Origin of the sequence: Streptomyces pyxinae (genome assembly GCF_024756275.1) — a bacterium.
GTDB lineage: Bacteria > Actinomycetota > Actinomycetes > Streptomycetales > Streptomycetaceae > Streptomyces > Streptomyces pyxinae.
On record NZ_JANUGQ010000025.1, the window covers coordinates 81,135 to 102,367 of the forward strand.

Annotated in this window: 16 protein-coding genes and 2 pseudogenes; 5 read left to right on the forward strand and 13 right to left on the reverse strand. The window is 72.0% G+C overall.

What is annotated here, in order from left to right:
* Positions 1 to 19 precede the first annotated feature (19 nt).
* The 5 genes from NX801_RS24300 to NX801_RS24320 all read right to left on the reverse strand — a co-directional run bounded on the left by NX801_RS24300 (position 20) and on the right by NX801_RS24320 (position 5,113).
* Positions 20 to 1,333 carry a hypothetical protein gene (locus NX801_RS24300; RefSeq protein WP_428986217.1) on the reverse strand — a complete coding sequence of 438 codons (1,314 nt, stop codon included), beginning with the start codon at positions 1,331 to 1,333 and terminating at the stop codon, positions 20 to 22.
* Positions 1,330 to 2,019, reverse strand: coding sequence for a zinc finger domain-containing protein (locus NX801_RS24305; RefSeq protein WP_258790017.1), 690 nt, complete (start codon positions 2,017 to 2,019; stop codon positions 1,330 to 1,332). Before NX801_RS24305 ends, NX801_RS24300 begins: the two co-directional genes overlap by 4 nt.
* 8 nt (positions 2,020 to 2,027) lie before the next feature.
* On the reverse strand, positions 2,028 to 2,870 hold the full coding sequence (locus tag NX801_RS24310) for a helix-turn-helix domain-containing protein (protein ID WP_258790018.1): 843 nt from the start codon (positions 2,868 to 2,870) through the stop codon (positions 2,028 to 2,030).
* 415 nt (positions 2,871 to 3,285) lie between these two features.
* Positions 3,286 to 3,489 carry a hypothetical protein gene (locus NX801_RS24315; RefSeq protein WP_258790019.1) on the reverse strand — a complete coding sequence of 68 codons (204 nt, stop codon included), beginning with the start codon at positions 3,487 to 3,489 and terminating at the stop codon, positions 3,286 to 3,288.
* Between the two features lie 175 nt (positions 3,490 to 3,664).
* Positions 3,665 to 5,113: a recombinase family protein gene (locus NX801_RS24320; protein WP_258790020.1), complete on the reverse strand. Its 1,449-nt coding sequence runs from the start codon at positions 5,111 to 5,113 to the stop codon at positions 3,665 to 3,667.
* A gap of 23 nt (positions 5,114 to 5,136) precedes the next feature.
* On the opposite strand from NX801_RS24320, the pseudogene NX801_RS24325 reads away from it, so the two are divergent.
* A pseudogene (locus NX801_RS24325) lies at positions 5,137 to 5,574 on the forward strand (aminotransferase class I/II-fold pyridoxal phosphate-dependent enzyme); the annotation flags it as partial.
* A 123-nt stretch (positions 5,575 to 5,697) separates the two neighbouring features.
* Here the strand turns inward: NX801_RS24325 and NX801_RS24330 are convergent.
* Positions 5,698 to 6,252 carry a Uma2 family endonuclease gene (locus NX801_RS24330; RefSeq protein WP_258790021.1) on the reverse strand — a complete coding sequence of 185 codons (555 nt, stop codon included), beginning with the start codon at positions 6,250 to 6,252 and terminating at the stop codon, positions 5,698 to 5,700.
* 484 nt (positions 6,253 to 6,736) lie between these two features.
* Between NX801_RS24330 and NX801_RS24335 the strand changes: the two genes are divergently transcribed.
* Positions 6,737 to 7,954, forward strand: a complete 1,218-nt coding sequence (locus tag NX801_RS24335) for a glycosyltransferase family 39 protein (protein ID WP_258790022.1) — start codon at positions 6,737 to 6,739, stop codon at positions 7,952 to 7,954.
* Between the two features lie 126 nt (positions 7,955 to 8,080).
* Here the strand turns inward: NX801_RS24335 and NX801_RS24340 are convergent, their stop codons facing one another.
* Both NX801_RS24340 and clpB read right to left on the reverse strand, forming a co-directional pair.
* Entirely contained in the window at positions 8,081 to 8,635 is a 555-nt protein-coding gene (locus NX801_RS24340) for a type III secretion system chaperone family protein (protein WP_258790023.1), read from the reverse strand.
* Between the two features lie 236 nt (positions 8,636 to 8,871).
* Positions 8,872 to 11,466 carry an ATP-dependent chaperone ClpB gene (gene clpB, locus NX801_RS24345; RefSeq protein WP_258790024.1) on the reverse strand — a complete coding sequence of 865 codons (2,595 nt, stop codon included), beginning with the start codon at positions 11,464 to 11,466 and terminating at the stop codon, positions 8,872 to 8,874.
* A 132-nt stretch (positions 11,467 to 11,598) separates the two neighbouring features.
* Between clpB and NX801_RS24350 the strand changes: the two genes are divergently transcribed.
* Positions 11,599 to 12,012 carry a pyridoxamine 5'-phosphate oxidase family protein gene (locus NX801_RS24350; protein WP_258790025.1) on the forward strand — a complete coding sequence of 138 codons (414 nt, stop codon included), beginning with the start codon at positions 11,599 to 11,601 and terminating at the stop codon, positions 12,010 to 12,012.
* Positions 12,013 to 12,221: 209 nt separating this feature from the next.
* Here the strand turns inward: NX801_RS24350 and NX801_RS24355 are convergent, their stop codons facing one another.
* Positions 12,222 to 12,542 carry a Rieske (2Fe-2S) protein gene (locus NX801_RS24355; RefSeq protein ID WP_258790026.1) on the reverse strand — a complete coding sequence of 107 codons (321 nt, stop codon included), beginning with the start codon at positions 12,540 to 12,542 and terminating at the stop codon, positions 12,222 to 12,224.
* 439 nt (positions 12,543 to 12,981) lie between these two features.
* Between NX801_RS24355 and NX801_RS24360 the strand changes: the two genes are divergently transcribed.
* Positions 12,982 to 13,983 (forward strand): helix-turn-helix transcriptional regulator, encoded by a 1,002-nt coding sequence (locus NX801_RS24360; RefSeq protein WP_258790027.1) that lies wholly within the window; start codon positions 12,982 to 12,984, stop codon positions 13,981 to 13,983.
* Between the two features lie 254 nt (positions 13,984 to 14,237).
* The gene (locus NX801_RS24365; RefSeq protein ID WP_258790028.1) at positions 14,238 to 15,683 is read left to right on the forward strand and encodes a glyceraldehyde-3-phosphate dehydrogenase; all 1,446 of its coding nucleotides are present in this window, start codon (positions 14,238 to 14,240) and stop codon (positions 15,681 to 15,683) included.
* Positions 15,684 to 16,213: 530 nt separating this feature from the next.
* Here NX801_RS24365 and NX801_RS24370 read toward each other — a convergent pair.
* From NX801_RS24370 to dnaK, 4 genes and pseudogenes are all read right to left on the reverse strand, one after another.
* Entirely contained in the window at positions 16,214 to 16,669 is a 456-nt protein-coding gene (locus tag NX801_RS24370) for a heat shock protein transcriptional repressor HspR (RefSeq protein ID WP_258790029.1), read from the reverse strand.
* Positions 16,670 to 16,671: 2 nt separating this feature from the next.
* Positions 16,672 to 17,853 (reverse strand): molecular chaperone DnaJ, encoded by a 1,182-nt coding sequence (gene dnaJ / locus NX801_RS24375; RefSeq protein ID WP_258790030.1) that lies wholly within the window; start codon positions 17,851 to 17,853, stop codon positions 16,672 to 16,674.
* 407 nt (positions 17,854 to 18,260) lie between these two features.
* Positions 18,261 to 18,849: pseudogene (gene grpE, locus NX801_RS24380) on the reverse strand (nucleotide exchange factor GrpE); the annotation flags it as partial.
* Positions 18,846 to 20,708, reverse strand: a complete 1,863-nt coding sequence (gene dnaK / locus NX801_RS24385) for a molecular chaperone DnaK (RefSeq protein WP_258790032.1) — start codon at positions 20,706 to 20,708, stop codon at positions 18,846 to 18,848. The gene dnaK and the pseudogene grpE, both read right to left, overlap by 4 nt.
* Between the last annotated feature and the right edge of the window lie 525 nt (positions 20,709 to 21,233).

The following is a 21,233-nucleotide window of genomic DNA, read 5'->3' on the forward strand; positions in this document are numbered from 1 at the left end:
ACCGTCGGCGTGGGCCCTCTCAATGGGGATGGTCGGCGCGAGCGGTCTTCAGCTCCGCCTTGACGGCTCGGGTGACCTCGGCAGCGCGGTCGCTGGCGATGCTGTGCCCGTCGGCGCGCACTGCGTCTTCCAGGCGGTCGCGTGACAGACGCCCGGTCTCCTGGTGGACGCGATGCGCGTAGGCGACGAGCACCTCCCACGGCAATTCGGGCTTTCGCCCTGGCTGCTTCGACTTCGCGGAGTTGCCCGGATCAGCTCCGGGACCGTCGCTCGCTACCGATTCCGGGCTGACGGGTACGGGGACGGGCCGCGGCGGGCGCTCCGCACTCGGGCGGAGACGGGTGCCGGGTTCCGGGCGGGCGGATTGCGGGCGGGCTGCCTTGTGAGTGTCCTCGTCGCCCGAATCGGATGCGGGCAGGCCGCCCGTCGCCTTCGCCCGCTTCGGAGAGCCTCCGCGCGGACGGCTCTGCCCGGAACCGCCGGCGGCGTTCGGGACTGGGGCGTTCCAGCGCGGGGGCAGGGTGAGGGAGGCGAGGTCGAGGGCCTGCTTGCGGGTGGCGAGCTTGCGCAGCAGCAACTCGTCCTGGAGCGGGTCTCCGTCGACGTCAGCCCGCTCCAGTGCCTCGTGTAGGCGGTGGGACAGGCGCCGACCCCGCAGCTTGCCACGCTGCCCGTCGGTCATGGTTTCGGCGCGGAGGATCAGGGCGACGGCGTCGCTCAGCGCCCGCTCGCGGATGAGCCGGGCGGCGTCCGCGTCCTGGTCGGCGATGCCCAGCCGCGCCAGCAGCCGCTCGCGCGTCTGCCGGACGAGGACGGTGGCCAGACCGCGCGAGGCGGCCTGGGGTGTGCGGTGACGCAGTTCGATGCCCATGGCCAGATGCCACAGCATCGCCGCCATGACGGGCCCCACGAAGGCGCGCACGGTGCCGCCGACGAGCCCGAACTCGGCGTAAGCGGGGATGATCTGCACTCCGGTGATCACCCACACCAGGACGCCGGGCACGCCCGGTGCTCGTGCGGGGCCGTTGAGGTTCTGGCGTGCCATCAGCGCGGTGGCGAACAGGGCCAGCTCGGCGGTGGCGAACATGAAGGCGCGTTCGACGGTGCTTCCCATGTCCAGGTAGTCGGCGGCGAATCGCCAGCTGGTGTCGGCGCTGTAGGCGGTGCAGCCGGCTGCCGCCAGGCCCGCGACCTTGATCGCCGGAGTGCCGGTCCGCATGCCACTGGTACGGCTCCGGCCTCGCCACATACGCCATCCGGCGAACAGCAGGGCGGCGGCGAGCAACAGCGTGCCGATCGCGAGCAGGGACAGGGGTTCGAGGGGGAAGATCATGCGGCTTCCTGACGGGCGCGTTCCGCGGCGGCGAGGTCGAGGCGCGTCGGGTGGGACGTGGCGCGGGGCACGTTGCCTCGGGCACGACCGTCGGGGCCCACGCGTCGACTGCGGCAGGGTTCTCCCGCGCGGGCGTGGCACCAGGGGCACGGGACGCCGAGGGCGTCCGGGAGCCCTGCGGCGACGGCGGCCTCGCGTGCGGCACGGGTCGGCCGGTAGGGGGCGAGCGCGGTGCGGATTGTCGGTGGGACGCACGATCCGATGGCACGCAGACGGGCCTCCACGTCGGCGGGCGGGCCACCGCTGGTGAGCTGCCAGTGCGTTGTGGGCGCGGCCGTTCCGGTGGCCACGGCTTGTCGGCTGCCGAGGAGCTCGGCCCGCCAGGCGGCCGGGTTGTCCGGGTCGGCGGTCGGCGTGGGGTCGGTGTGCCGGTCGAGACGGTCGCGGCGGTACGTACGCCACGCTCGGGCGACGTCCACGGGCAGGGTCGGGTAGGGCGAGTCGAGGACGTGCGTCCGTATCGCCTGGCGGACGTCCCAGCCGTGGTCCGTGGCGAAGGGCACGTCGTGGAGTAGTTCGTGCCACTGGGCGAGCTGGTCGCGGGCCTCGCCTGGGTCGGTGCGGATCGTGCGGGGGTCGAGGCGGCCGGTGTAGGCGAGGACAGCGGCGACTTCGCGGCGTTCCAAGGGGTGGGTTACTCCGTTCCTGTCGGTTCGTCGAGGGCGGCGAGGAGGGCGGCGGTGTGCGCTTCGGCGCGGGTCATGCCGCCTGCGAGTGGGGTGGCACCGCCAGGCAGGGCGCGCAGGTTCGGCCGCTCCGGGGCGGGAGTGCGTTCCCGGGCGATCCACGTGCGCCAGTCGGCACCCCACGCGGCGGCGGGGCGGGGTGCCCACGTCGCCCGGTAGGTGCGCCACTTCTCGTCGGCCGCCCGCAGGCCGTGCTCGCCGAGTCGGGCGAGGTGCCCGTCGTGCCGCAACCAGGCCCGGGCGGCATCGTCGATCTCCCACTGGGTGGCGGCGGTGAGGGAGGCAGAACTGCTGCTGCTCTTACCGTTGACCTTCGGTTCACTACCGTTCTGGGGGTCGGAATCCGCGCCCCTGGAGGGCTGGAATCCGGTCTCCCCAGGGGTCGGAATCCGTTCCCCGGGGTCGTTATCCGGCTCCCCTGTGAAGGCGTCGGCAGGGTCGGATTCCGGCCCCCGAAGGGTCGAGAGCCGATCCCCCTGAGGGGCCGCGTTCCGGTCCTCCTCGTCTGCTTGGCCGAGGAAGGAGGCGGCGATTGGGAGGTGGTAGTACGTCTCTCCACGCGGTCCCTTGCGGCCCGGGAGCGGCGCCAGCTCCCCGCTGGCGATCAGCTTCGTGAGGGCGTCGCGCACGGCCGTACGGGAGGCGTTCGCGCGCTTCATGAGGGTGGGCACGGACGCGTACGCGATGCAGCGACGGTCGATGCACCGGTCGGCGATCAGGGCGAGGACCATGCGGGCGGTGCCCTTGCTGCTGCTGTGGTCCCACACCCATTCGCGGGCGTCGTAGCTCATCGGGTGGCGGCTCCTAACTCAGGGCAGGCGGGTGCGGCGGGCCTCTTCGGGTCGTGCGCGGAGGGGGATTGGGGCGCGGTCCCCGATACCGAGCGTGTCGGCGAGGGTCGCGAGGGCGCGGATGCGATGGGGCCCGGCCGCAGCGGGTTCCTCGGGCCACGCCGGGGTTTCGTTCTCGCGGACCGGCGCTCCGGGTGCAGCACCAAGACAGCCACACCCGCGCGCGAAGATCCAGCGTTCGGCCGAGAAACCGCACAGCTCACGGCGAACGTGTCCTGAGCGGGGATTCCGAGGCCGTAGGTCGATGCGCACGACCGGTTGATGGCGGGGGTCGGGCTGTCGTGCGAGCCGCTGTCGGCCCTGTGTCGGCCGTCCTCGAACCGTGGGCGAAGCGGGACTGTCCCTCCGGCTTCGGTCAGGCCGCTTGGACGTACGACGAGGTGGAGAGCAGGTCCGCGAGCCGCGCGGCGCTCTGTGGGCTGATCGTCGTCGTGAAACTCGCGCACACGCGCTGGAGAGCCGCGTCCCTCGCCGAGTCCACCTTCTGACGGCCGGCGCCGGCCGACTCGGGAGCGATGACGGGCTGGATGACGGCGGGTTCGGTCTGGTGTCGCGGCATGGACGTCCTCGGGGCAGCGTTCGGTCGCCGATCCGCCGGCGTGTGATGCCGCCGACAGGTCGACTGGGGGGATCCATGCTCCGGAAAATCCCTGGTTTCCCTAACCGGGGATCGTCGGATATGTTGCGCCCTTCATCGCCTGGTCAGGCGGGGTGAATTCCACCGACTTGCCCCGCTACAGCGGGTTCTGCTCGACGCTGATCCGATCCCAGTCCATGTACCGGCCGAACTTCTTCGGCTCGTCGATGACGATCCCCGAGAAGAGGAACCGCAGCACCGCGTTGCGCCGCTCGTCCGTCATGTCCTCGGCGTCCCAGGCGGCCCGCGCGCCCGCACCCGTGAGGCCGTCCAAAAGCACCATCGGGCGGACAACGACCTTGCGCTGGGCCTTGGCGATGCGGCCGGTGATCTCCTTGCGCATCTTGCGGTACTCCGCCGTGGAGATCTCCTTCGCGGTCCACATCTGGTTCAGTTCGTCCAGCTGCCGCTGGTCGTCCTCCAGCTCCTCGGCCGCGCTCTCGGAGAGGTTGCTGCTGGCGAGCCGACCGTCCACCCGCAGCTTGCCGAGCAGTTCGACCGCCGCGTCCACGACGAAGTCCTCCAGGGTCTGGGCCATGATCGACCGAGTGCACTTCTTCTCGTCGTTCCGGCCTCGGCGGTTGCACTGGTAGACCGGCCCGGTGCCCTTCGCCGTGCCGGACATCAGCGTCCCGCACCGCCCGCACATCACCAGGCCGCGCAGCAGGTAGTAGCGCTGCACGGGCTTGCTCAGCGCCTCCCGGTACGCCGCCGACCGGTATTCGCGCCGCGTCCGCACCTCCGCCCACACGCCCGCGTCGATGATCGCGGGCCAGGTACCCGGGCCGATCTCCTCGCCCTGGTGCATGCGGATTCCGGCGACGTGCCGGGAGTCGAGCAGCGCGCGGACGGTGCCGCCTGTCCACGCCTTGCCGCCGGCCGTGCGGATGCCCCGGCTGTGCAGGTCCTTCGCGATCGGTGCCGGGCCCTCCCCCTTCAGGTAGCGGTCGAAGACCTCCCGGACGATCGCGGCCTCCTCCTCGACGATCGTCATGCCGTCCTTGGCGTAACCGAACCGCCTCACGCCGCCCTGCGGCTTGCCCTCCCGCGCCCGGTCCTGCATCGCGGACTTCAGCCGCCGTGAGGTGTCGTCCGAGGAGCGGCAGGCGTGCGCGACCTCGATGCGGAGGATGAAGCGGTCGTCGGGGTCGGCGAGGTCACGACGGTTCGCCTCGCCGTGGAGGGTGATCGCGTGGTCGTCGGAGACCTGGAGCAGCTCCTCCAGGTCCCGGGGCTGCCGCATGAGCCGGTCGGGGTGGTAGGCGATGATGTGCCGGAAGCCACGGTTCCGGGCCTCGTCCAGCAGGCGGTCCCAGCCGGGCCGCTTCCGCTTGCGGCTCCACGCCGAGCGGCTGTTGTCGACGAAGACGTGGGCGGGGTCGATGACCAGGCCCCGGCGCTCGGCGATCTCGCGGCAGATGCGCTCCTGGCGGTCGACGCCCGTCTGGTCGTCGTCGTCCGCCTGGGATATGCGGCAGTAGACCGCCGCCGGCTCACCGGCGACGTTGGTGCTGGGGTTGCCCCTGGTGGGCTTGTTGCGCGACACGCGAATGAGTGTACGAACGAGGAGTCGGCTGGATCACCGCGCCCCCGGCACTGATCTCCGCCGTCCGCACCGCCAAGCAGTTCCTCACCTTTGTCTCGGGCGGGCCGTTCCAGTACGCCGTGGCGGAGGCGCTGCGCCTGCCGGACGCGTACTTCACCGGGCTCCGCGACGACCTGCGCGTCAAGCGGGACCTGCTCGCGGACGGCCTCGCGGCGGCCGGCTTCGAGGTCTACCGCCCGGCCGGCACCTACTTCGTCACCGCCGGCATCACCCCGCTGGGCGAGCGCGACGGGGTGGAGTTCTGCCGCTCCCTGCCCGAGCGGTGCGGGGTGGTGGCCATCCCGTCCGCCGTCTTCTACGACCACCGCGACCAGGGCGCCCCCTTCGTCCGCTTCGCCTTCTGCAAGCGGAAGGAGGTGCTGGACGAGGCGGTGAGCCGCCTCAAGCGGCTGGCGTCCTGACGGACCCGGGGAACACCCGCTGCCGGGCGGTGGGGCCGGGACCCACTCCTGGGCCCCGGCCCTGAATCGCCCCGGAGTCCACTCCTGCCGGACCGACGACGGAGGTCAGTCCGGAGGAGCTTGTCAGCGGGGGTCCGAATCCGGCTCCGGGCGCGGGAGTTCGTCGAGATCGAGGGTGAAGGTGCGGCCGTCGGCCAGGGGGATGGGGAGTTTGCCCGCGCCGTACTTGTAGGTGTGCGCCGCGACGTACCCCGTACCGGTCGGCTGGGTGTGAAGGACGACTTCCTGGGCGTAGGGGTCCACCACCAGGTAGATCGGAATGCCGTAACGGCCGTACTTCGCGGTGCAGTCGTCGTAATCCTTGCGCGCGGAGGAGGTCGAGACCACCTCCGAGATCAGCAGGACGTCTTCGAAGCTGTAGCGCTTGCCTTCGCGGCGGGCGTCCTCGCGAAGGATCGCCAGGTCGGGCGCGGAGTTCTCATCGGCGGGGAAGTCGATGTAGACGTCCGAGGCGGTCTTCGCGTGGCGCCCGAGGGACACGACCGTGTCGTACTGCATCGACTTGATCGTGCTTGAGTGCTCGAAGCTCTGCGGAGTCATGATCACCTTTCCGTCAGCTCCGAACAGCACCGTGTATCCCTCGGGAAACTCGGTGTGCATGATCGCGTCGACGCTCATGGACGGCTCCTCCCGTGTGCGATCAGGATACGGCGCCCCGTGCCGTGTCACCGAGCCTGCGATGCGGCCCGAGGGCGCCGGTCAGTTCCTCGGGCCGCCCCGGCTCCGCCGTCCCGGAGGGAGGCCGGTGGTGACCGGCTCGTGTCCGGTCTTCCCTCACGGCCCCCGGCCCCCGGTGCGTGCACCTTCACCGTGCGCGAGCAGCGGAGCCTCAGGGCTCATCGGGCGGTGTCCGGACCCGGCCGGCCGGCGGGGCCACCGGCCCCGATGACCGAGGCGGCCGGGTGGCAGGCCAGGGGATGGCGGGCCGCGGCCGGAGTCGGCTAGCCCGTGGGGGCCGTGCTGTCACGGCGACACGCGCCGGGCGGTCCGGGGCGGGGGGACTACCACCCGTGCGGGGGGTCCCGGCCCGCGCCGCGCTCGCGCCGGGCGCGTACGGCACCGAAGGTCGGGGTGAACCGTTCCGCGCGTACGGAGGTGCACCGTGTCCGCCGAGACCGCCCCCACCCTCGATCACGCGGCCCCCGCCGGGAGCAGACCGAGGGCGCGCGGGCGTGCCGCGCTGCACCGGGCCGCTCCCGCGCTGGGGTTGTTCGCCGCCGCCCGGCTGCTGGGGATGGTCTGCCTGGCGCTGTGGGCATGGCGGCTGGACCGCTCGCCGCGGATGCTGCTGGCGAGTTCCTGGGACTCCGACTGGTACGCCCGGATCGCCGCGCACGGCTACGGCTACACGCTCCACTGGCCGGACGGCGTGGTCCAGTCCGACCTGGCGTTCTTCCCGCTGTACCCGGGGCTGATCCGGGCGGTGACGGCGGTGCTGCCGGTGACCGGCGGGACGGCCGGGCTGCTGCTCTCCTGGGCGGCGGCCGGGGCGGCGGCCGGCGGGATCTACCTGGTCGGCGAGCGGCTGTACGGGCGGGCGGTCGGCACCGCGCTGGTGCTGCTCTGGGGGCTGCTGCCGCACGCCATCGTGGTGTGCATGGCGTACACCGAGCCGCTGCTCACCGCCTTCGCCGCCTGGTCGCTGTACGCGGTGCTGACCCGGCGCTGGCTGTGGGCGGGCGCACTGGCGGCGCTGGCCGGACTGGCCCGGCCCAACGGCATCGCGGTGGCCGCCGCGGTGCTGGTGGCCGCCGGGTGCGAGGGCTACCGGTGGCTGCGGGAGCGGCGGGGTGCCGCACCGGGGGCCGCCGTGGCCCGGCCCGGCTGGCGGGTCGCGGTGGCGGCGGCGCTGGCCCCGGCCGGCTGGACCGGGTACGTCCTCTGGGTCGGCGCCCGGCGCGGCGACTGGCTGAGCGGCTACTTCGCCGTGCAGGAGGGCTGGACCTCCCGCTTCGACCTGGGCGCGGGGGCGCTGCGTACCGTCCGGGCCATCGTCACCCGGCCCATGGACCTGGGCTTCACCATGGCGCTGGTGTTCACGGCGGTGGGGGTGCTGCTCTTCGTCCTGCTGTGCCTGGCCCGGCCGCCGCTGCCGCTGCTGGTCTACACCGCGGTGCTGGTGCTGATCGTGGCGGGCGGGTCCGGCTTCTTCGAGTCCAAGCCGCGCTTCCTGCTGCCGGCCTTCCCGCTGCTGCTGCCGCTCGCCCACGCGCTGCGCAGAGCCCGGCCGGGGGCGGCGATCGCGGTGGTCGCCGCCCTGGCCGGGCTCTCGTTCGCGTACGGGGCCTATCTGCTCACCCTCGCCACGATGGCGCTGTGACGGCACGGGCCCTGTGCCGGCCGGGGCGGGCCCCAGAGGCGGGCGCCCGCCGGGCCCGGGCACCGACCGGGCCGGAAGTCGCTCGGGCGCCCTCCGGACCGGGGTCGCTCGGGCCCGCCGGGCCGCTCAGGCCTCGTCGCCCTCCGGGCCGCCCTCGGCACCCTCCTCGCCCTCGGCGGGCAGGATGCCCAGCTGCTCCTGGAGCCAGCGGTCGAACTCGACCGAGGCGCGGACCCAGCTGACCGTGGACGAGACGAAGTGCTCCAGGCTGACCCCGGTGCCGATCAGCATCTGGGCCTCGCCGATGAGCCGGACGGTGGCGCCGCCCTGCTCGTCCTCGTGGAGGTGGGTGTACACCTTGGGCCACAGGGTGCGGCGGTTCCAGTCGTCGATGGAGTCCAGGATCTGCGCCCGGTTCTCCACCGGGTGCGGCCGGTCGTAGAACGTCCGCACGGAGAAGACCTGCTGCTCGTCCTCGCCGCGGAACATGAAGTACGTACGGAACTCCTCCCACGGCGCCGCGAGGTCACCCTCGTCGTCGACGACGTACTTGAGCTCCATCTGCTCCAGGAGCTGCTTGACCAGGTCCTGGTCGGGGAGGACGGGGCCCGCCGGTCCTGCGGCTGCCTGAGGCTGGGGCTGGCCCCCGAAATTCGGAATCGAGGACGGGTCGATGCTCACCGTGTATTTCCCTTCGTACGAGTCCCCGTCATCCTCCCCCATCCCGCCCGCCCGCTGGCAAGCCCGGACCCCGGCGATCCGCTCCCGGCTGAAGCCCGGCCCGGCGCCCCACGGCCGGCCGCGGCCCCGACGCGTTCCCGTGCCCGCTCCCGGACCCGTTCCCGCTCCCGTGCCCGTACGGCGGCAGGCCCGCCACCCCGAGGGGTGACGGGCCCGGAAGCGACCGGAGGCGCGGGCTACCGGGGCGGGCCCACGGTGAGGCCGTCCTCCGCGCGGTCGACGCGCACGGTGTCGCCGTCCTTGACCTCGCCGGACAGGATCTCCTTGGCCAGCCGGTCCCCGATGGCCGTCTGGACCAGGCGGCGCAGCGGGCGGGCGCCGTAGGCGGGGTCGTTGCCCTCGTCGGCCAGCCACTCCAGGGCCGCCGGGGTGACCTCAAGGGCGAGCCGGCGCTCCGCGAGGCGGCGGGCCAGCCGGTCGATCTGGAGCCGGGCGATCCGGGCCAGTTCGTCGCGGGTGAGCGCCGAGAAGACCACCAGGTCGTCCAGCCGGTTGAGGAACTCCGGCTTGAAGGAGGCCCGGACGACCTCCAGCACCTGCTGCTTCTTCTCCTCCTCGCTGGTGGCCGGCTCGACCAGGTACTGGCTGCCCAGATTGGAGGTGAGCACCAGGATGGTGTTCCGGAAGTCCACCGTCCGGCCCTGGCCGTCGGTGAGCCGGCCGTCGTCCAGCACCTGGAGCAGCACGTCGAAGACCTCCGGGTGGGCCTTCTCCACCTCGTCCAGCAGCACCACGCTGTACGGTCGGCGGCGCACCGCCTCGGTGAGCTGGCCGCCCTCCTCGTAGCCGACGTAGCCGGGAGGCGCGCCGACCAGCCGGGCGACACTGTGCTTCTCGCCGTACTCGCTCATGTCGATGCGGACCATCGCCCGCTCGTCGTCGAAGAGGAAGTCGGCGAGCGCCTTGGCCAGCTCGGTCTTGCCGACGCCGGTCGGCCCGAGGAAGAGGAACGAACCGGTCGGCCGGTCCGGGTCCGCGATCCCGGCCCGGGTGCGGCGCACCGCGTCCGAGACCGCGCGGACCGCCTCGCCCTGGCCGATCAGCCGCTTGCCGAGCTCGTCCTCCATCCGCAGCAGCTTCTGGGTCTCGCCCTCCAGCAGCCGGCCCGCCGGGATGCCGGTCCAGGAGCCGACCACGTCCGCGATGTCGTCCGGGCCGACCTCCTCCTTGACCATGGTGTCCTTGGTGTCCCGGGCCGCCTCCTGCTCCGCCTCGCTGGCCTCCGCCAGCTCCCGCTCGACGGCCGGGATCTCCCCGTACAGCAGCTTGGAGGCGGTGTCGAAGTCGCCGTCCCGCTGGGCCCGCTCGGCGGTGCCGCGCAGCTCGTCCAGCTTCTCCTTCAGCTCACCGACCCGGTTGAGGCCCTGCTTCTCCTTCTCCCAGCGGGCGGTCAGCCCCCGCAGTTCCTCCTCCTTGTCCGCGAGGTCGCGGCGGAGCCGCTCCAGCCGGTCCACCGAGCCGGGGTCGGTCTCGTTCTTGAGCGCCAGCTCCTCCATCCGCAGCCGGTCCACCGAGCGCTGGAGCTCGTCGATCTCGACCGGGGAGGAGTCGATCTCCATCCGCAGCCGGGACGCGGCCTCGTCCACCAGGTCGATCGCCTTGTCCGGCAGGAAGCGGGAGGTGATGTACCGGTCCGAGAGAGTCGCGGCGGCGACCAGCGCCGAGTCCGCGATCTGCACCTTGTGGTGGGCCTCGTACCGGCCCTTCAGCCCGCGCAGGATCGCGATGGTGTCCTCGACCGTCGGCTCGGCCACCAGCACCTGCTGGAACCGCCGCTCCAGCGCCGGGTCCTTCTCGACGTGCTCGCGGTACTCGTCCAGCGTGGTGGCGCCGACCATCCGCAGCTCGCCCCGGGCCAGCATGGGCTTGAGCATGTTGCCCGCGTCCATGGCGGAGTCGCCGCCGGCGCCCGCGCCGACGACCGTGTGCAGCTCGTCGATGAAGGTGATGATCTGCCCGTCGCTCTCCTTGATCTCGGAGAGCACGGTCTTCAGCCGCTCCTCGAACTCGCCCCGGTACTTGGCGCCCGCCACCATCGCGCCCAGGTCCAGCGCGACCAGCCGCTTGTTCCGCAGGCTCTCCGGGACGTCACCCTTGACGATGCGCTGCGCCAGCCCCTCGACCACGGCGGTCTTGCCGACGCCCGGCTCACCGATGAGCACCGGGTTGTTCTTGGTACGGCGCGAGAGCACCTGGACCACCCGGCGGATCTCCTGGTCCCGGCCGATCACCGGGTCGAGGCGGCCCTCCCGGGCGGCGGCCGTGAAGTCCGTGCCGAACTTCTCCAGCGCCTTGTACTGCCCCTCCGGGTCGGCCGTGGTCACCCGGCGCCCGCCCCGGGCCTTGCGGAACGCCTCCAGCAGCTTCTTGGCGCTCGCGCCCTGCCGGGTGAGCAGCTCACCGGCCGGGCCGCCCTTGGCCGCGATGCCGATGAGCAGGTGCTCGGTGGACACATAGTCGTCGCCCAGTTCCTTGGCGCGGCTCTGCGCGTCGGCCACCACGGCGAGCAGATCCCGGTTGGGGCCGGGCGGGGCGACGGTGGAGCCGGTGACGCTGGGCTGCGCGGCGAGCAGCCGCTCGGCGCCCGCCCGCACCGCGGCCTGGTCGGCGTCGGTGGCGGCGAGCAGATCCACGAGGTTCTCGTTGTCCTGGCCCGCGAGCAGCGCGAGCAGCAGGTGCGCCGGGGTCAGGTCGGCATGCCCGTCCGACACCGCCCGGCTGCTGGCGGCGTTGAGCGCGTCCCGGCTCTTGTTGGTCAGCTCGGCGTCCACGTGCGTCCTCTCCTCCTCCGGCCCGGCGGGTCCGGTCCCGATCCTGGCCTTCTGCTTCTTCCAACCTACACAAACTTGAGTCTATTCCACTCAACCTAGTGGAGGCGAGTGCCTGGAGGTAGGTTCCGGTCCATGGCCATCGATCTCCGCGCGCCCGGCGACGCGTATGTCGCCTTCTGGCGCGAGTACCACATGTCCACCCTGACGACTCCCCGCCCGGACGGCACCCCGCATGTGGTGGCGGTGGGTGTGACGTACGACCCCGAGGGCGGCGCCAAGGGCATCGCCCGGGTCATCGCCAACCGGCACAGCCGCAAGGTGGCGAACGTCCTGGCGGCCGGCCCGGCGGGTGCCCGGGTGGCGGTCTGCCAGGTGGACAAGGGGCGCTGGGCGACGCTGGAGGGGGTGGCCCGGGTACGCACCGAGCCGGAGGCCGTCGCGGACGCCGTGGCCCGGTACGCCGAGCGCTACGGCCGCACCCCGGCACCCAACCCGGACCGGGTCGTCCTGGAGATCGCCCTCACCCGGGCCATGGGACGCGCCTAGCGACGGGCCCGGGAGCGGGCCACCGGGACGGCGAACGCGGAAGAGGGCGGGAAAGCGGCGGGAGAGCGGCGCGGGCACCGGCACGGCGACCGGCACGGCGACCGGCGCGGAAACGGGAAAAGCACAGCGGCGCCATCGTGTTTCAGGTCCACGATGGCGCCGCTGTGTGGGGGAAGCACCTGAGCGATCTGCAACGACGGGGGAACCGCTCAGGCGCTGCGGGGGGTGGCGGAGGTGGTCTCGGGTTCGACCAGTTGGTGGTCGCGCTGGTCCAGGTTGACGAAGATCATGCCGTACCTGATGGCACAGCGGACGGGCTGCGGGGCGCCCCGGGGCCGGCGAAGGCACCGGTAGGCGCGGACGTCCTCGTCGTCCTCACGCGCCACGACGATCGGCTCTCCGAAGAGGGTGACCATCAACGAGTCGCCACGGTGGGGGATGGCCGTGGCCAGGTCGATGAAGTGCCACCCCGACCGGTAGGCCGACGCCATCTCGCGCCGGAAGGAACGGTCGTCCGGGGGAACGGTCATGCCGTCACGCCCGTCCCTGCGACCGCCGCGGCGGAGTCACGGGGGCCGGCGGGCTTGTGCTCCCACGTCGGCTCACGCTCGTCCGAGGGGCCGAATTCCCACGTCGGCTCGCGGAAGGTGGTGGGCGTGACCTCCCAAGTGGGTTCACGGTCACTGGCGGGGGTGAGATCCCGCGTGGGTCCGTTCGCGATCGCGACGACATCCCCCGCAGGTCCGCTCTCCCATGTCGGCTCCCCGTTGGCGGCGACTGCGCCGAGGGCCGCAGCCGCAGCAACGGCTATGGCGCCGACTGCACGAACCATCCTGGTCATGGCCGATCTCCACCTCTTTTGATCCATACCTCCTCCCCCGCGATTAAGACGATGGCTCACTCCGAACGCTTCCACCAGCAACTGCAGGCATCATGTTCCTGTAATTCAGGACCCTGAGGGGGGTGCACATGGAGACGAACAGGGGCGATACGGACGAAGGACACCATCACCACGAGCTGTGCGAGGCGGGGAGACAGCTCTACGCCGCCGCGCTGCGCTCGGGCCGGATCGCCACGTCCGAGGTGGAAAGGGTTCCCTGCCTGCTCAATCTCGCGCTGGTGCACCCCGACCCGGACGATCCGCAGTGGTACCGGCCGATCCCGCCGTCCATCGCGCTCAATCAGCTGATACACCCCATCGAGCGCGAGATCCAGGAGCGGCGGCAGCTGGCGATCTCCCTGGCCGACACCTTCGAGCCATTCATGACCATCACCGCCCAGTCCCCCGCCGCCAACCAGGCGATCAACGTCCTGGAGGGACTGACCCTGATCAACGCCACGCTCGACCGGGTCATGGACGAGTGCACCGACGAACTCCTCACCATCCAGCCCGGAAGCGGACGCAAACCGGAAACGGTGAAGGCGGGGCTGCGCCGGATGGAACCGCTGCTGGACCGGGGCATCAAGATGCGCACCCTCTACCAGCACACCGCGCGCCACCACTCGGCCACCATGGGGTACGTCGAGCGGATCATGCCGTACGGCCTGGAGGTGCGCACCCTTGAGGAGATCGTCGACCGGCTGATCATCGTGGACCGCAAGGTGGCCTTCATCCCGGCCCGCCGGGACCGCCAGGTCGCCCTGGAGCTCCGCCACGACGGACTGGTGCGGTATCTGGTCGGCGTCTTCGACCAGTTCTGGCTGCACGGTACGCCCTGGGAGGAGGACATCGTCGCCTACGCCCCCACCCGGGACGGGATCAGCGGCATCCAGCGCTCGATCGCCAAGCTGCTGGTCGAGGGACATGTGGACGAGGCCATCGCCCGCCGGCTGGGGATGAACGTCCGCACCTGCCGGGCGCACATCGCCAAGCTCGCCTCCGCGCTGGGCAGCGGCAGCCGCGCCCAGTTGGGCTTTCTGATCGCCCGCTCCGGGATCCTGGAGGACGACCCGCACTGCGACGGGACCTGACCCCGTCCCGCGCCGCCCCGGGGCCTGACCCCATCCCGCGCCCGGGGCCCGGTGGCTCGTACCGGGACCCCGGCGGCCCGCACCCGGGGCCCTGGTTCTTCCGTGCCCGCCCGGACCTCCCCTCTCACCCTTTCGTCCCCTCGCCTGTCGCCGCAGGTCAGGGCGGGTGGCGGCGAAAGGGGCGACTCCCGGCCACCGGCCGGAACCGGCGGGCGTTTAGCATATGAGCACCGCCCAGCTCGAAAGATGATCCTGTGACTGTCAATGACGATGCGTTCACTAACTGGATGAGCCGCGAGGAGATCGCGGAATCGATGATCCCGGTCATCGGCAAGCTGCACCGGGAGCGGGATGTCACCGTCCTGGTCCACAGCCGTTCCCTGGTGAACAAATCGGTGGTCAGCATCCTGAAGACCCACCGATTCGCCCGCCAGATAGCCGGCGAGGAACTCTCGGTCACCGAGACCCTGCCGTTCCTCGAAGCCCTCACCACCCTCGACCTCGGGCCCTCCCAGATCGACATCGGGATGCTCGCCGCCACCTACCGCGCGGACTCCGGCGGCCTGTCGGTGCGGGAGTTCACCGCCCGGGCCGTCGCGGGCGCCACCGGGGCCGACAAGATCGAGCGCCGCGCGCCGCGCGATGTCGTCCTCTACGGCTTCGGCCGCATCGGCCGCCTGGTGGCCCGCCTGCTCATCGAGAAGGCCGGCTCCGGCAACGGTCTGCGGCTGCGGGCCGTCGTCGTCCGGCGCGGCGGCGACCAGGACCTGGTGAAGCGCGCCTCGCTGCTGCGGCGCGACTCCATCCACGGCCAGTTCCGGGGCACCATCACCGTGGACGAGGCCAACGGCACGATCACCGCCAACGGCAACGTGATCAAGGTGATCTACGCCAACGACCCGTCGGAGATCGACTACACGGCGTACGGCATCAAGGACGCCATCCTCATCGACAACACCGGCAAGTGGCGCGACCGCCAGGGCCTCTCGGAGCACCTGCGCCCCGGCATCGACAAGGTGGTGCTCACCGCTCCGGCCAAGGGCGACGTCCCCAACATCGTGCACGGCGTCAACCACGACACCATCAAGCCGGACGAGCGCGTGCTGTCCTGCGCCTCCTGCACCACCAACGCGATCGTCCCGCCGCTGAAGGCGATGGCCGACGAGTACGGGGTGCTGCGCGGTCATGTGGAGACCGTCCACTCGTTCACCAATGACCAGAACCTGCTGGACAACTTCCACAAGGCCGACCGCCGGGGCCGGTCCGCGCCGCTCAACATGGTCATCACCGAGACCGGCGCCGCCTCGGCCGTCGCCAAGGCGCTGCCCGAGCTCAAGGCCCCGATCACCGGCAGCTCGATCCGGGTGCCGGTGCCGGACGTCTCGATCGCCATCCTCAGCCTGCGGCTCGGTCGCGAGACCACCCGCGAGGAGGTGCTGGACCACCTCCGTGAGGTGTCGCTGACCTCGCCGCTGAAGCGGCAGATCGACTTCACCACCGCCCCGGACGCGGTCTCCAGCGACTTCATCGGCTCGCGCCACGCCTCGATCATCGACGCGGGCGCCACCAAGGTCGACGGCGACAACGCGATCCTCTACCTCTGGTACGACAACGAGTACGGCTACTCCTGCCAGGTCGTCCGCGTCGTCCAGTACGTCTCCGGGGTCGAGTACCCCACCTACCCGGCCCCGGTCGTCTGACCGACGGCCGTACGGGTCCCGGTCGCCCCCGGCCGCCCGGCTGACGGCCGGCCGGCCGGTCCCGGTCGCCCGATCGGCCGACCGTACGGCTCCGTCCGACCGCTCGGACGGAGCCGTACGGGAGCCCCGGCGCCGCCCGTACGTCTCCGGGGCGGGCCCCACCGGCACCGTACGGGCGCGGGCCCGTACGGCCCGGCAGGGCGAGCGTCACCGGTACGGCGCCACCCGCACGTCCCCGGGCGGGCACGCCGCCACCCGCACGCCCCCGGGCGGGCACGGCACCACCCCGCACGCCCCGGGCGGGCACGGCACCCGGCGCGTACCGGGGCCGGGCACCCGCGCCCGCACCACCGCCGGTGCCCGCCGGCGGAGGCACGCGTACCAGCGTCCACCGCCGTCCACCCCCGTGCGACGGGGCGCGGCGCACGACGAGGGCCCCTTTCCTGCCCGGGAACTCCGGGTGGGAAAGGGGCCCTCGCCCATGAACACCGCCGGCCACCGCGACCGCGGCAGCGGCGCCGGGTGCGGCGCTACTCGCCGCCGCGCTTGGGGCGCCAGACCACCAGCGCGCTCGTCTGCTGCACATCCGTGTACGGCACGAGATCGCGCCGGTAGGAGGCGTGCACCTGGGCCTCGCGCTGCCGCATCGCCGCCGCCGCGCCCTCGACCGCCGCGCTCAGCTCGGCTATCCGGGACTGGAGCGCGGCGACCTGGTTCTCCAGCTCGATGATCCGCTTGATGCCGGCCAGGTTGATGCCCTCGTCCTGGGACAGCTGCTGCACCTGCCGGAGCAGCGCGATGTCCCGGGCCGAGTAGCGCCGGCCGCGCCCGGCCGTGCGGTCCGGGGAGACCAGGCCGAGCCGGTCGTACTGGCGCAGGGTCTGCGGGTGCAGCCCGCTCAGCTGCGCGGCCACCGAGATGACGTACACCGGCGTCTCTTCGGTCAGCTCGTACGGGTTGCGTCGGTCGCGTCGGCGTTCGTCCACTCTCAAGCCCCCTTCGCGGCCTGGAACAGCTCCGCGCGCGGGTCCTCGCCGGCGGTCGCCTCGCGATAGGACTCCAGCGCTTCCCTCGCCTTGTCGTCCAGCTCCGTCGGCACGGCGACCTCGACGGTGACCAGCAGGTCGCCGTGGGTGCCGTCCTTGCGGGCGGCGCCCTTGCCCCGGGCGCGCATGGTGCGCCCGTTGGGCGTGCCCGCCGGGATCTTCAGCGTCACCGGGGGGCCGCCGAGCGTCGGCACCCGGATCTCACCGCCCAGCGCAGCCTCGGCGAACGACACCGGGACCGTCACGGTCAGGTTGTCGCCGCGCCGCCCGAAGACCGGGTGCGCCTTGACGTGCACGACCACATAGAGGTCACCGGCCGGTCCGCCCCGCTCGCCGGGCGCGCCCTTGCCGCGCAGCCGGATCCGCTGCCCGTCGGAGACGCCCGCCGGGATGCGGACCTGCATGGTGCGCGAGGACTTGGCCCGGCCGCTGCCGTGGCAGACCTCGCAGGGGTCCTGGGCGATCAGCCCGCGCCCCTTGCACTCCACGCACGGGTCGGTCAGCGAGAACGAGCCGCTGCCGCCCCGGGACACCTGGCCGGTGCCGACACAGGTCGGGCAGACCCTGGGGGTGCCGTTCTTGTCGCCGGTGCCGGAGCACGCCTTGCAGGGCTGCTGGCTGGACATCCGGAGCGGGACCGTGGCCCCGTCCACCGCCTCGGTGAAGCTGAGCGTCACCTCGGACTCGATGTCCTGGCCGCGCCGGGGCTGGGTGCGGGCGCCCGCGCCGCCACCGCCCCGGTTGAACAGCCCGCCGAACACGTCCCCGAGGCCCCCGCCGCCGCCGAAGCCACCGGCGGCTCCGCCCTGGGCACCCCCGAAGAGGTCGCCCAGGTCGAAGTTGAACGTGCCGCCGCCGGCGCCGGGACCGGCCCGGAAGCCGCCGTTGCCGAAGAGGGCGCGGGCCTCGTCGTACTCCTTGCGCTTCTTGGGGTCCCCGAGGATGTCGTTGGCCTCGGAGATCTCCTTGAAGCGGGCCTCGGCCGCCGCGTCGCCCTTGTTGGCGTCCGGGTGGTTCTCGCGGGCGAGCTTCCGGTACGCCTTCTTGATCTCGGCCTCGGTGGCGTCCTTGGGGACGCCGAGAACCTTGTAGTAGTCCTTCTCGACGAAGTCCTTCGTGCTCATCGACGTCCCTCCTTCCGGACCTTCCGGACGATCTCAGCGGTCTCAGTGGCCTCAGCGGTCTCCATGACCTCAGCGGTCACAGCGTCGGCCGGCGCACCGGCCGCCGGGCCGGACCCGGGACCGGTGGCGGCGGACACCGTGTCGGCACCCGCCACCGCTCCGGCCACGGCCCCGGCCATGGCGTCAGCCCTCGCCGGGGCCACCGCTCTCCTCGCCGCCCGGCTTCTTCTCGTTGTCGCCCGCGGCGTCGTTGCCCGCGGCCTTGGGTGCCTGGCCGTCTCCGGCCGCCTTGCCGTCCCCGGCCGCCGCGGCCCCGGACTCCGTGGAGCCCTGCGCCGCCGCGTCCTCGCCGTCACCGGCACCGGCGTCCTTCGCGGGGGCGGAGGACGCGGCCCCGGCGGACGCGGGAGCCGCGCCCGGCTGGGGCTCGGCGACCGCCACCCGGGCCGGACGGATCGTCCGGTCCCCGATCCGGTACCCCGGCTGCAGGATCGCGACGCACGTCGTCTCGGTGACGTCCGGTGCGTAGCTGTGCATCAGGGCCTCGTGGATCGTCGGGTCGAAGGGCTCGCCCTCCTTGCCGAACTGCTGGAGGCCCATCTTCGCGGCGACCGTCTCCAGCGACTCGGCGACCGACTTGAAGCCGCCCACCAGCTCGCCGTGCTCCCGCGCCCGGCCGATGTCGTCCAGCACGGGCAGCAGCTCGGTCAGGAGGTTCGCGACGGCGACCTCCTTGACCGCGACCCGGTCGCGCTCGACCCGCCGGCGGTAGTTCTGGTACTCGGCCTGGAGCCGCTGGAGGTCCCCGGTGCGCTCGTCGAGCGCGGTACGGGCCCGGTCCAGTTCGGCCCGGAGGCCGGCCGTCTCGGTCACGTCCCCGGCCGGGGCCGCCGCGGCCTCCTCATCGGAGGAGACACGGGCGGCATCGGCGGTGGCGTCGGTGGCGCCGGAGGGGACGTCGGGCTTCTCCTCGAAGCCCGGGGTCTCCTCCGTCATGCGGCGCCACCCTTCGGCTTCTCGTCGTCGACGATCTCGGCGTCGATGACGTCCTCGTCGGCCTTGCCGGCACCGGCGGGGCCGCCCTGCGGGGCCTCACCGGCACCGCCGGCCGCCTGGGCGGCCTGGGCGTCGGCGTACATCGCCTGGCCGAGCTTCTGGGAGACGGCCGCGACCTTCTCGGTGGCGGTCCGGATCTCCGTGGTGTCCTCGCCCTTCAGCTTCTCCTTGAGCTCGGTCACCGCCGTCTCGACCTCGGTCTTGACCTCGCCCGGGACCTTGTCCTCGTTGTCCTTGAGGAACTTCTCGGTCTGGTAGACGAGCTGCTCGGCCTGGTTGCGGGTCTCGGCGGTCTCGCGGCGCTTGTGGTCCTCCTCCGCGTACTGCTCGGCCTCGCGCATCATGCGGTCGATGTCGTCCTTCGGCAGCGCGGAGCCGCCGGTGACGGTCATCTTCTGCTCCTTGCCCGTGCCCAGATCCTTCGCGGTCACGTGCATGATGCCGTTGGCGTCGATGTCGAAGGAGACCTCGATCTGCGGGACGCCGCGCGGGGCCGGCGGGAGGCCGGTCAGCTCGAACATCCCGAGCTTCTTGTTGTACGCCGCGATCTCGCGCTCGCCCTGGTAGACCTGGATCTGCACGGACGGCTGGTTGTCCTCGGCCGTGGTGAAGATCTCGGACCGCTTGGTCGGGATCGTGGTGTTGCGCTCGATCAGCTTGGTCATGATGCCGCCCTTGGTCTCGATGCCGAGGGACAGCGGGGTCACGTCGAGGAGCAGGACGTCCTTGACCTCGCCCTTGAGGACACCGGCCTGGAGCGAGGCGCCGATGGCGACGACCTCGTCCGGGTTCACACCCTTGTTGGCCTCCTTGCCGCCGGTCAGCTCCTTGACGAGCTCGGCGACGGCCGGCATACGGGTGGAGCCACCGACGAGAACGACGTGGTCGATCTCGGAGAGCTGGATGCCCGCGTCCTTGATGACGTTGTGGAACGGCGTCTTGCAGCGCTCCAGCAGGTCCGAGGTCAGCTGCTGGAACTGCGCCCGGGTGAGCTTCTCGTCCAGGTGCAGCGGGCCCTCGGCGGAGGCGGTGATGTACGGCAGGTTGATCGTGGTCTCGGTCGAGGACGAGAGCTCGATCTTCGCCTTCTCGGCGGCCTCGCGGAGCCGCTGGAGGGCCATCTTGTCCTTGGACAGGTCGACGCCGTGGCCGTTCTGGAACTGCTTGACCAGGTAGTCGACGACCCGCTGGTCCCAGTCGTCACCACCGAGGTGGTTGTCACCGTTGGTGGCCTTCACCTCGACCACGCCGTCACCGATCTCCAGCAGCGACACGTCGAAGGTGCCGCCACCGAGGTCGAAGACCAGGATGGTCTGGTCGTCCTTCTCCAGGCCGTAGGCGAGCGCGGCGGCCGTCGGCTCGTTGACGATGCGCAGGACGTTGAGGCCCGCGATCTCACCGGCCTCCTTGGTGGCCTGGCGCTCGGAGTCGTTGAAGTACGCCGGGACGGTGATGACCGCGTCGACGACCTTCTCACCGAGGTAGGACTCGGCGTCACGCTTCAGCTTCTGCAGGATGAAGGCGCTCATCTGCTGCGGGTTGAAGCTCTTGCCGTCGATGTCGATCTTCCAGTCGGTGCCCATGTGGCGCTTGACCGAACGGATCGTCCGGTCGACGTTGGTCACCGCCTGACGCTTGGCGACCTCACCGACCAGCACCTCGCCGTTCTTGGCGAAGGCGACGACGGACGGCGTGGTCCTGGCGCCCTCGGCGTTGGTGATGACGGTGGGCTCGCCGCCTTCGAGAACGCTGACGACGGAGTTAGTCGTGCCCAGGTCGATGCCGACCGCACGTGCCATTTCAATTCCTCCATGACTTGAGTGGAACAGGCTCAAGGATGCACGAGCGGCGTCCACGCGTCAACAGACGTGAGCCCACTCGACTCAACTTTTATCCCTGTCTTATCCGCAGTCGAGCCGCGATGGCCTCGCCTACCCCAGGGGTCGCCCGCGAACCGGACGCGACCCGCCGTCCGCCCGGAAGGCCGGGCGACCGGATCCATCATGGGATCGTTCAGGACAAAAGCTCCCATAACCCTCGTAAATCCTCACATCCCCATGGAACGGCCGGGTGAACACCATGGCGTCGCCCCAGTCATCCCCCTCCTCCCCTCCGCCCGCCGAGCCGCCCCCTCGCCTCCCCCTGGACGGGAAGCGGCTGCTGGACCTGGTGGCGGGCTCCGCGCTCCTCCTGCTGGCCGCCCCGCTGCTGACGGTCGCCGCGCTCGCCGCCGCCCTGCGGACCGGCGGCCGCCCCCCCCCCCCCCCCCCCCCCGCCCCCGGGGGGGGGGGGGGGCCCCCCCCCCCCCCCCCCCCCCCCCGCCC